This window comes from Phytoactinopolyspora endophytica (assembly GCF_004138495.1).
GTDB lineage: Bacteria > Actinomycetota > Actinomycetes > Jiangellales > Jiangellaceae > Phytoactinopolyspora > Phytoactinopolyspora endophytica.
In genome coordinates, this window is record NZ_ML142866.1 from 38,586 (window position 1) to 48,773 (window position 10,188).

Annotated in this window: 8 protein-coding genes; 5 read left to right on the top strand and 3 right to left on the bottom strand. The window is 69.7% G+C overall.

Features of this window, described 5'->3' with window-relative positions; all coding sequences use genetic code 11:
* A partial coding sequence (locus tag ELR45_RS35910; protein ID WP_165368133.1) for an SseB family protein occupies positions 1-369 on the bottom strand: 369 nt, incomplete at its 3' end.
* Between the two features lie 186 nt (positions 370-555).
* Here ELR45_RS35910 and ELR45_RS27130 point away from each other — a divergent pair.
* The 3 genes from ELR45_RS27130 (at position 556) to aroF (ending at position 4,943) form a co-directional block, all read left to right on the top strand.
* The gene (locus ELR45_RS27130; protein ID WP_129669118.1) at positions 556-2,745 is read left to right on the top strand and encodes a Stk1 family PASTA domain-containing Ser/Thr kinase; all 2,190 of its coding nucleotides are present in this window, start codon (positions 556-558) and stop codon (positions 2,743-2,745) included.
* A 70-nt stretch (positions 2,746-2,815) separates the two neighbouring features.
* Positions 2,816-3,721, top strand: a complete 906-nt coding sequence (locus ELR45_RS27135; RefSeq protein WP_129669211.1) for a deoxyribonuclease IV — start codon at positions 2,816-2,818, stop codon at positions 3,719-3,721.
* Between the two features lie 154 nt (positions 3,722-3,875).
* Positions 3,876-4,943: a 3-deoxy-7-phosphoheptulonate synthase gene (gene aroF / locus ELR45_RS27140; protein WP_129669119.1), complete on the top strand. Its 1,068-nt coding sequence runs from the start codon at positions 3,876-3,878 to the stop codon at positions 4,941-4,943.
* Here aroF and ELR45_RS27145 read toward each other — a convergent pair whose 3' ends face one another.
* Positions 4,944-5,840: a sulfite exporter TauE/SafE family protein gene (locus ELR45_RS27145; protein ID WP_129669120.1), complete on the bottom strand. Its 897-nt coding sequence runs from the start codon at positions 5,838-5,840 to the stop codon at positions 4,944-4,946.
* Positions 5,841-6,034: 194 nt separating this feature from the next.
* On the opposite strand from ELR45_RS27145, the gene ELR45_RS27150 reads away from it, so the two are divergent.
* A complete protein-coding gene (locus ELR45_RS27150) occupies positions 6,035-7,477 on the top strand; it encodes a sigma 54-interacting transcriptional regulator (RefSeq protein ID WP_129669121.1) in 1,443 nt (480 codons plus the stop codon).
* Complete coding sequence (locus tag ELR45_RS27155; RefSeq protein ID WP_129669122.1) at positions 7,474-9,444, top strand: vWA domain-containing protein; 1,971 nt, start codon at positions 7,474-7,476, stop codon at positions 9,442-9,444. The genes ELR45_RS27150 and ELR45_RS27155 overlap by 4 nt, the downstream gene beginning before the upstream one ends.
* On the opposite strand, the gene ELR45_RS27160 is transcribed toward ELR45_RS27155, so the two are convergent.
* Entirely contained in the window at positions 9,430-10,023 is a 594-nt protein-coding gene (locus tag ELR45_RS27160; RefSeq protein WP_240760182.1) for an MFS transporter, read from the bottom strand. The genes ELR45_RS27155 and ELR45_RS27160 overlap by 15 nt on opposite strands.
* Between the last annotated feature and the right edge of the window lie 165 nt (positions 10,024-10,188).

Below are 10,188 nucleotides of genomic sequence, written 5' to 3' on the forward strand. Positions count from 1 at the left end.
GCGCGCGTCTGGGCTCCAGCGTCGCAAGCTCTCGATGCATGTGAATGCCAGCAGCCCACGCCGGCCGTCGCGTCCGATGGTGCTCGCCACGGCCATCTCTGTGGCGCTGCGAGAGCCGCCCTGCGCGGCGCCGTCGACATGGTCTCCCACCTCGGGAGCCGCTGCCGGTTCGTCGGGTACCGCAACGACCGGCACAAGCACCCGTCCGCCCGCAAGAGCCGCCAGCACGTCGGCCGGACCGCCGTCTCCGCGCTCATAGGCGGCGAGCGCCGCCGCTACGTTGGGGGCGACCGAACCGTCGTCGTCGGTGAACGACGCTCGCGCCGATGTCTCATCCAGAGGCTCAGGGCCTCCCGCTTCCGAAGTCACGGGCGGTGAGATTAGCTCGCTCTGCGCGACGATGCCAGGCCCGGGACCGAGTTTCCGGCACGCCAGAGCGATCTCGACCATGCGTGCGGCCCATTTCAGCTTCCATTATTCACACTGTTTCAGCTTCCAATCGTCACACCGTGTCGGGCTCCCGGCGGCACGCGCGGGACCGTACACTCACTCATTGTGGACCTCTCCGTCTCCGACGCCCCGGTCGGCCGTCTCCTCGACGGCCGCTACCGCGTCGACTCCCCGCTCGCACGCGGTGGAATGGCCACGGTCTACAAGGCCACGGACACGCGTCTCGACCGCGTCGTCGCGTTGAAGGTCATGCACGCGGAGCTCGCCGCGGACGACACGTTCGTGGGCCGGTTCATCGACGAGGCCAAGTCCGTCGCCCGGCTCTCCGACCCCAGCATCGTCAGTGTCTTCGACCAGGGCGAGGACCAGGGCGCGGTCTTCTTGGCCATGGAGTTCATCGAGGGCAGGACGCTGCGCGACATCCTCAACGAACGCGGCCGGATCGAGCCTGACCTGTGCCTCGATGTGATCGAACCGGTCCTCTCCGCCCTGCGTGCCGCCCACCAAGCCGGCATGGTGCACCGCGACGTCAAACCAGAGAACGTCTTGATCAGCAACGACGGCCGGGTGAAAGTCGCCGACTTCGGTCTGGCCCGTCCTGTGCGCGGCCCTTCCAACACGACCACCAGGGGGCTGCTACTCGGCACCGTCAACTACATCTCCCCCGAGCAAGCCCTGGGCGAGCGGGCGACGCCCCGTTCCGACGTCTACGCCGCGGGAGTCGTGCTGTATGAGCTCCTGACCGGTCGGCCCCCGCACACAGGACCCACCGACTTCGTCGTGGTCCGGGCGCACATCGACGAGGACGTGCCACCTCCCTCGGAGGCCGTGCCGGTAGCGCCGGCCATCGACGAGCTCGTCGCCCGGGCCACGTCCCGCGACCCTGAGCGACGCTATGCCGACGCCGGCTCGTTCCTCGCTGCGCTGCGACTCGCCCGCGCCGCTATGGCCAGCGGCGACTCGCCGACCGGCACGAGCACTCACACGTCTGCGATCTCGCCCCTGCGGTCGAATCCGTCCGCCGTGCCGCACGGAGAGCACTCCGGCGACGACGCGTCGAGCCCGTTCGCCGTCGCCGACGCGTTCTACTACGGCACCGATCCCGACCTCGACGACACGATGGTCACGCCCGGCAGCGGACCCGGCCACGAACCTCCGGACAGCGGCGCCATCGACGTGGCCAACGCCTTCTACCACGAGTCGCCTCCGCCCAGGCCGGCCCCTCCTCCGCCGGAGACGGCACGCACCCGGGTGATCAACACCGAGCCGGAAGAACCCGCCAAGGGCGCCACAGTGCGCGGCTTCGCCGGCGCCGGGACCGAGGCTCCGGCGTCGGACCAGGAAGAACCGGGGCGTGCGCAGCGACGCAGCCAGGCCAAGGGCCGTCGGCGGCGGTGGCGGGGCCCGATACTGCTCCTCCTTGTCGTACTGCTCGCCGTCGCGGTAACCGTCGCGGCCTGGTGGTTCGGAGCGGGCCGATGGACGTCGACGCCGTCGCTGCTCAATCTCGAACCCGACGCCGCGGTCGCCGCCGCGGAGGAAGCGGGTTTGAGTGCCGAGCCGGACGGCGAGGCGTTCTCCGAGCGAGTCGAGGCGGGACTCGTCGTGCAGACCGAGCCTGCGCCCGGGGAGCAGATCATGCGCGGCGGCACCGTCTCGCTCATCATCTCGCAGGGCCCGGAGCGTTACGAGATTCCCGATCTGAGCGGCATGACACAGGAGCAGATCGACAGCGTTCTCGACGACCGCAGCCTCGAGGCAGAGTTCTCTGAGGAGTACCACGCCGAGGTCGACGAAGGCACGGCCATCTCGCAGAATCTCGAGCCCGGCGAAGAGGTTCGCCGGGACACGGTCATCGACGTCGTGATGAGCCTCGGTCCGGAGCCGATCGAGATCACCGACTACACCGGCCAGCCGTCGGATGAGGCGGTCGGGGCGCTGGAAGGCGCCGGTTTCACGGTGGATACCACCGAGCAGTTCTCCGACGACGTGCCGGCCGGCTCGGTCATCTCCCAGGAGCCCGACGGCGGCGAAGGCTTCGCCGGCGATGAGGTCTCACTCGTCGTCTCCCGGGGACCGGAGGTCGTCGAGGTCGACGTCCCGAACGTCGTCGGGCAGCGGGTGCGGGACGCCGAACGGGACCTCGAGGAGGCGGGCCTCGATGCCGAGGTCGAGCGGTCCTTTCCGGGCGATGGCGACGGGCGTGACCGGAACCGCGACAGGTGGGTAGTGAACCAAGAGCCCCAGGGCGGGACGCTCCCCGAGGGATCCACGGTCACCCTGTACGTACTGTGATCCTTCCCCCTTGTGACCGATGATCGGTGGGATGGGCACCACGGCGACGTTCGGCAATCCTGAATGGCCGATGAGCGGCGTGCTGAGGTCTGACAGAATCGATGGCGTGACGCCCCCTCACCCTCTGCTCGGCACCCACCTGTCCGCGGCCGGCAAGCTCGCGACCGTCCCCGAACGCGCCAAAGCTCTCGGCGCGGAGAGCGTGCAGGTCTTTCTGGGCAATCCGCGCGGATGGGCCACCACTGAAGGGGATCCAGCGACCGATGCGGCGTTCCGTGCCGCGGCGGAGAGCCTGGCTATGCCGGTGCTGGTGCATTCCGCCTATCTGATCAACCTCGGCTCACCCACCCGGCAGACGTTCGAGCGGTCGGCCGCCAGCCTCACCCATGCCATCCGGCGCGGCCGCCACGTCGGCGCCTCCGGAGTCGTGGTCCATACCGGTTCCTGCGTGGCTGAGGGCAACCGGGACGCCGCGTTGAAACAGGTTCGGGAAGCGCTGTTACCCGTCCTGGACGGGCTCGACGACGACGATCCGGCCCTGCTCCTGGAGCCGACAGCTGGCCAAGGGCAGTCCTTGTGCGCGACCATCGGCGATCTCATCGCCTACCTCGACGTTCTCGACCGTCATCCCCGCGCGCAGATCTGCTTCGACACCTGCCACATCTTCGCGGCCGGACATGACCTGGCTGCGCCCGGCGGCATGACCGCGGCGCTCGACGAACTGCTGCGGGTGGCCGGCCCGGACCGCCTCGCGGCGGTCCACGCCAACGATTCGATGGATGTGTGCGGTTCGTTCCGCGATCGCCATCAACGTGTCGGTACCGGCCACATCGGCGCCGAGCCCTTTGGGGAGCTGCTCCGGCATCCGGCCGTGGCCGGGATTCCCGTCGTTCTTGAGACGCCGGGAGGTCCGGAGGCATACGCTGAGGACATCGCTCTGCTCGACGGCCTGCGCCAGGAGGACGTCCCCTTGTAAGCCCCTGACCTCCTGAATTGCCGTCAAAGTTCCTGTTGTGGCCGACTTGACGCCAACAGTGACCGGAACGTAACCAAACGTCTTACTAGCCGGACCTCAGGTCCGAGTACGGGGTGGTCTGACTTACCGTCGACTGCGGCGGAAGGAGGCGGCCATGGTGGTCGTGATGGCATCCGGCGCAACCGATGCGCAGGTCGATGCAGTCATCGCTCGTGTCCGCCTCACCGGCGGCGAGGCATTCGTCAGTCGCGGCGTAAGCCGCACCATCATCGGTCTCGTAGGCGACGTGGAAGAGTTCCGGGCACTGAACCTGCGCCGGATGGCTGGAGTATCGGAGGTGATCAGGGTTTCGACGCCATACAAGCTCGTCAGCCGTGATCACTACCCGGGCCGCAGCACCGTCGTCGTTGGCGGACGCGACGGAAGGCCCGAGGTCCGAATCGGCCCCGGATACTTCACCCTGGTGGCCGGCCCGTGCGCCGTCGAGTCCCTGGATCAGACCCTGGAGTCGGCGGAGCTCGCCAAGGCAGCCGGGGCCACTCTGCTTCGTGGCGGGATGTTCCGGCCGTGGTCGTCTCCGCGCGCGTTCCGCGGACTGGGGAAGTCCGGCCTCCACATCCTCGCCGAGGCCGGCGTCGCGACGGGTCTGCCGGTCGTCACCGAGGTGAGTGATGCGAACGATGTCGAGCCAGTCGCCGAGTACGCCGACATGCTCCAGGTGGGCGCCCGGAACATGCAGAACTTCGCCATGCTCGACGCGGTCGCGCAGGCCGCCAAGCCTGTGCTGCTCAAGCGGGGCATCCAGGCCACCATTGAGGAATGGCTGATGGCCGCGGAGTACATCGCGCAGCGCGGCAACCTGGACATCGTCCTGTGTGAGCGCGGCATCCGCACATTCGAGCCGTCCACGCCGGCCACGCTGGACATCTCCGCCGTGCCCACCGTGCAGCGGCTGTCTCACCTGCCCGTGATCGTCGACCCCACGCACGCCAGCGGCCGGCGCGATCTCGTACTGCCACTGGCCAGGGCCGTCATCGCCGTCGGCGCCGACGGCGTCCTCATCGACGTCCATCCGGACCCGGACTCCGCGCTGTGCGACGGCCCGCAGGCATTGGCAGGCTCCGAGGTCCGGGAGCTGGCATCGGCGATCCGCCGGATGGCCCCGCTGGTAGACCGTGACCCGGTCGATGTGACGGCGAACATGGTTCCTGAGCCCCGCTGATCAGCGAGATTCCGTTCCCACGAGGTCTGTCGCCGATGCTCGCCGATGCTCACGGACGGCGTACAGGATCCCGGTGGTCCAGACGAGCAAGATGCCGGTGTAGGCGACGACACGGACGTCCGGACTCAGGTCGAACGCGTGTTCTGACATCATGGTCCGCGAGTTGAGCAGGACGATGAGCCCACCGACCGCCGAGCCCAGAATCCGTGCCGGTATGTGCCGGACCAAGTAGGCCGCGATCGGGGCCGCCACGACGCCGCCGGCCAGCATCATCGCCACCCAGCTGAGGTTGACGCCGGACAGGCCGAGCCCGAGCATGAAACCGAGGCTGCCGCACGTGGCGACCATGAACTCACTCGGGCCGACGGATCCGACGACCTTCCGGGGCTCCAGTCTGCCGGTGGCCAGCAGCGTCGAGGTGTTGATCGGCCCCCAACCCCCGCCGGCCGTGGCGTTGACGAAGCCGGCGGTCAGGCCCAGCGGGGCAAGGAAACGGTTACGCAGCGGCTTGCCCAGGTTCCTCACCGGCAAGCCGGCGACGGTGAAGCGCACCAGGATGTACGTTCCGAGAACCAGCAGGATTCCCGCCATCAACGGCGTGGCGACACTCGTGGACAGGCTCGACAGGACAGTCGCCCCGATGAACGCGCCGACCCCTCCGGGCAGCCCGATCCGGCATGCGAGCCTGACGTCCAGGTTGCCGAAGCGCCAGTGCGAGATCGCGGAGGCTGCCGTCGTACCGATCTGCGTCAGATGCACGGTCGCCGACGCCAGGGCCGGGCTGGTCCCGATGACAAGCAGCAGGCTGGTGGACGTCGCCCCGAACCCCATGCCGAGCGCGCCGTCGACCATCTGTGCCCCGAACCCGATGAGGCCCAGCATGATCAATGTATGCATCTCGGCAACTTTCTTCCCACTATTCCTACCGACTCAGTAGGTTTTCTATACTGCGGGACGGCACCCCATCCGGTCAAGATGTATCCGCCGCCGTCTCGCACTCCAATACGGCGTAGACCGCCCCCTGAGCTCGGCGGCGGAGGTGAGCCAGAACACATTTCTCGTTCCCGCGCTCCGGCAGTAGGTTCGAAAAGGTGACACCACCCGACACGCCACGCGACACGCCACGCGACGCACCACGCGACACACCGCCCGATGGCCTCCCTCGAACCGCCGGAGAGCTACGCGCAACGGGACACACCCCACGCAGCGTGAAGACCGAGATCCATGACAACCTGCTCGCCGCACTACGCGGCGGCAAGGATCCGTGGCCCGGCATCGTCGGGTTCTCCCACACGGTTCTCCCCCAGCTCGAGCGCGCCCTGCTGGCTTCCCACGACGTCGTGCTGCTGGGTGAGCGCGGGCAGGGCAAGACCCGGCTGCTGCGCACGATCGCCGGCCTGCTCGACGAGTGGACACCGGTCATCGCCGGCTCCGAGCTGCACGAGCACCCGCTTCAGCCGATCACGCCCGGCTCCATCCGGCGGGCTCGCGAGCTGGGTGACGGCCTTCCGGTGGCGTGGGTGAACCGCCGCGACCGCTACTCCGAGAAGCTGGCCACCCCGGACACGTCGGTGGGCGACCTCGTCGGCGACGTCGACCCGGTCAAGGTGGCCGAGGGCCGCAGCCTCGGCGACCCTGAGACCATCCACTTCGGGCTGGTCCCCCGGGCCCACCGCGGAATCGTCGCCGTCAACGAGCTGCCCGACCTGGCCGAACGGATCCAGGTCTCGCTGCTCAACGTCATGGAGGAGCGCGACATCCAGATCCGCGGGTACACGCTTCGGCTGCCGCTGGACGTCCTGGTGGTCGCGACCGCGAACCCGGAGGACTACACGAACCGGGGTCGCATCATCACCCCGCTCAAGGACCGGTTCGGCGCCGAGGTGCGCACCCACTATCCGCTCGATATCGATGCCGAGGTCGGACTCGTACGCCAGGAGGCACGGCTGGTCGCCGAGGTGGGCGAACCGCTGCTGGAGGTGCTGGCCCGCTTCGTGCGGCACCTGCGCGAGTCCTCCGCCGTCGACCATCGGTCCGGGGTGTCGGCGCGTTTCGCCGTGGCCGCGGCCGAGACCGTGGCCGCCGCCGCACTGCGCCGATCCGCGCTGACCGGCGAGACCCCGGCCGTCGCCCGTCCGGTGGATCTGGAGACCGTCCCCGATGTGCTGCGCGGAAAGATCGAGTTCGAACCCGCCGAGGAGGGCCGGGAGAACGAGCAGCTGCTGCACCTGCTGCGGCTGGCCGTCGCGGAGACCGCCCGGACCCGTTTCGCCGGGCTCGACCTGGAGCCTCTGGCCGAGACGGTCGCCAACGGCCATCTCGTGACAACGGGCGCCGGGGTACCGGCCGCCGATCTGCTCTCCGCCCTGCCCGAACTGCCGGTGCTGCACGACGTGGCGCTGCGCGCGGGAGCCTCGCCCGGTGACCCGCCCGGCCGGCTCGCGGCCGCCGTCGAGCTCGCGCTCGAGTCCCTGTACCTGGCGCGACGGCTGGCCAAGGACTCCGACGACGACACCACGGTGTACGGACGATGAGCGGATCTGAGCGGTACCTGTACCAGCGCTGGCACGGCGGGCCCGACCCGCTCGCGCCGCCGCTAGACCTCCGGGAGGCGGTCGACGCCATCGGCCGGGATGTGATGGACGGGTACTCGCCACGCACAGCCCTGGAGGAGCTGCTGCGCCGCGGCACCGGGGACAGTCCCGGCCTCGACGAACTGACCCGTCGTCTCTGGCAGCGGCGCGCCGAGATCGAAGGCCGGAGTCGCCTGGACGGCACCCTGCAAGAGGTGCGACGGCTGCTGGATGAAGCGCTGGAATCCGAGCGCAGGACGCTGTTCCCCGATCCGTCCGACGACGCGCGGCTACAAGAGGCGGAGCTCGACGCGCTGCCGACGGGCACAGCCGCGGCGGTGCGACAGCTGGCGGACTATCAGTGGCGCTCCGACCAAGCCAGGGAGAACTACCGCCGCATCCAGGACCTGGTCGGACACGAGCTGATGGACTCCCGGTTCGAGGGCATCAGGGATGCCCTGCGCAACACCACGGCCGAGGACTCGGAACGCGTCCGGGAGATGCTCACCGACCTCAACTCCCTGCTCAGCGCGCACGCTCAGGGCGCTGACGACATCGACGACCGGTTCGCCGAGTTCATGCGCCGGCACGGCGAGTTCTTCCCGGAGAACCCCCGTGACGTCGACGAGCTGATCGACGCGCTCGCCGCACGCGCCGCCGCGGCGCAGCGGATGCTCAACTCGATGACGCCGGAGCAGCGTGCCGAGCTGGCGGAGCTCTCCCAGCAGGCCTTCGGCGACCCGCGCCTCGCCCAGCAGCTGGCCGCGCTCGACGCTCAGCTGCAGGGCCTGCGGCCCGGCGAGGACTGGACCTCCTCGGCGAGGTTCAGCGGCGACGACCCGCTCGGCCTGGGCGGCGGCACGGACGCCATGATGCAGGTCGCCGACCTCGACGACCTGGCCGAACAGCTGTCCCAGTCCTATCCGGGCGCACGGCTCGAGGACATCGACCTGGAGGCCCTGGAGCGGCAGCTCGGCCCGGAGGCGACCGTGGACGCGCGCAGGCTGGCCGAGCTGGAACGCGAGCTGCGCCGGCAGGGCCTCGTCGAGCGTGCGCCGGACGGCTCCCTGCGGCTCTCTCCCAAGGCGATGCGCCGGCTCGGCGAGACCGCGCTCGCCTACGTGGTGCGGGCGATGCGCGGCAAGACCGGGCAGCGCCAGACCGAATCCGCGGGGGCCGCCGGCGAGCCGACCGGGGCGAGCGTGCCATGGCGGTTCGGAGACTCCCGGCCGTGGGACGTGCCACGCACGGTCCGCAACGCGGTGCTGCGCAATGCCTCCTCGGGTACCGGCGAGGCCGGCCTGGACGTCTCCGACGTGGAAGTGGTCGAGACCGAGCACCGAACCCGGGCCGCCGTCGCGTTGTGCGTGGACACGTCGTGGTCGATGGTGCAAGAGGGACGCTGGCTGCCGATGAAGCGCACCGCGCTCGCGCTGCACCAGCTCATCTCCACCCGTTTCCGTGGCGACGCACTGCAGCTGATCACGTTCGGCAGGCATGCCGCGCCGGTCGGGATCGACGAGCTGGTCGGGCTCGAGGGCGTGTGGGAACAGGGGACCAATGCGCACCACGCGCTGTTGCTTGCGGGCCGTCACCTGCGCCGCCATGCCGACGCCACGCCCGTCGTGCTGATGGTCACCGACGGCGAGCCGACCGCACACCTGGAAGCGGACGGCAGTGCCGAGTTCACCTACCCGCCGTCGATGCGCACGTTGCGCAAGACGGTGTCCGAGGTGGACCGCCTGGCCGGAGCGGGAGCGTCGCTCACGGTGTTCCGGCTCGGCGATGACCCGGGGCTGGCAGCGTTCGTCGATCTGCTCGCCCGTCGCTCCGGCGGCCGGGTCGTGGCGCCGGACCTCGACGGGCTGGGCGCCGCCGTCGTCGGCGACTACCTGCGCACCCGGTCAAGGCGCTCAGCGCCGCGTTGAGGCCAGCCACCCGGCGGCGAGCGCGCCGCAGACGAGGGCGGCCACCACGACAACGATCAGCCAGTCCCAGCCACCGCGTCCGTAGACCGCGCTCCCGGCCGTGCCGAGCACACTGCTGCCGAGATAGTAGGACGTCGTATAGGCCCCGGATACCTGGCTTCGCGCTCCGTCCGGAGCGGCCGCGGCGGCCCACCCGTTGGCGACCGAGTGCGCCGCGAAGAACCCTGCGGTCAGCACCACGAACCCAGCGACGACGAAGATCAGGGCGTCGGGCAGAGTCAGCGCCGCACCGAGCGCCGTGCCGAGCAAGGCCCCGACGAGTGCACGTCGCCGCCCCACCCGGCCCACCAGAAAGCCTGCCGTCACCGAGGAGACCGCGCCCAATGCATAACAAAGGAAGAGCAGCGACACCGCCGCGGCCGAAAGCGCGAAAGGCCGCTCGACCAGGCGGAATCCGATCGAGTTGTACATGGCCACGAACGCACCCATCGCGATGAAGGCGACCACGTACTGCGCGAGCAACACCGGCGTCCGCACGGCGGTGCCCATCGCGGCCACGACCTCTCGTGGCCGCGGCACGCTCCTCGGTCCGTCGCGATTCGGTCCGTCGCGATTCGGTCCGTCGCGATTCGGTCCGTCGCGATTCGGTCCGTCGCGATTCGGTCCGTCGCAATTCGGCCCGCCACGGCGTGGTGCCCGCGGCAGCGCCGTGAGACTCAGCGCGGTACACGTGGCTGAAACAGC

Excerpts from the sequence above, each read along its gene's own strand:
- aroF (WP_129669119.1), top strand. The coding sequence starts at position 3,876 with ATGGTGGTCGTGATGGCATCCGGCGCAACCGATGCGCAGGTCGATGCA.
- ELR45_RS27135 (WP_129669211.1), top strand. The coding sequence starts at position 2,816 with ATGAGCGGCGTGCTGAGGTCTGACAGAATCGATGGCGTGACGCCCCCT.
- ELR45_RS27155 (WP_129669122.1), top strand. The coding sequence starts at position 7,474 with ATGAGCGGATCTGAGCGGTACCTGTACCAGCGCTGGCACGGCGGGCCC.
- ELR45_RS27145 (WP_129669120.1), bottom strand. The coding sequence starts at position 5,840 with ATGCATACATTGATCATGCTGGGCCTCATCGGGTTCGGGGCACAGATG.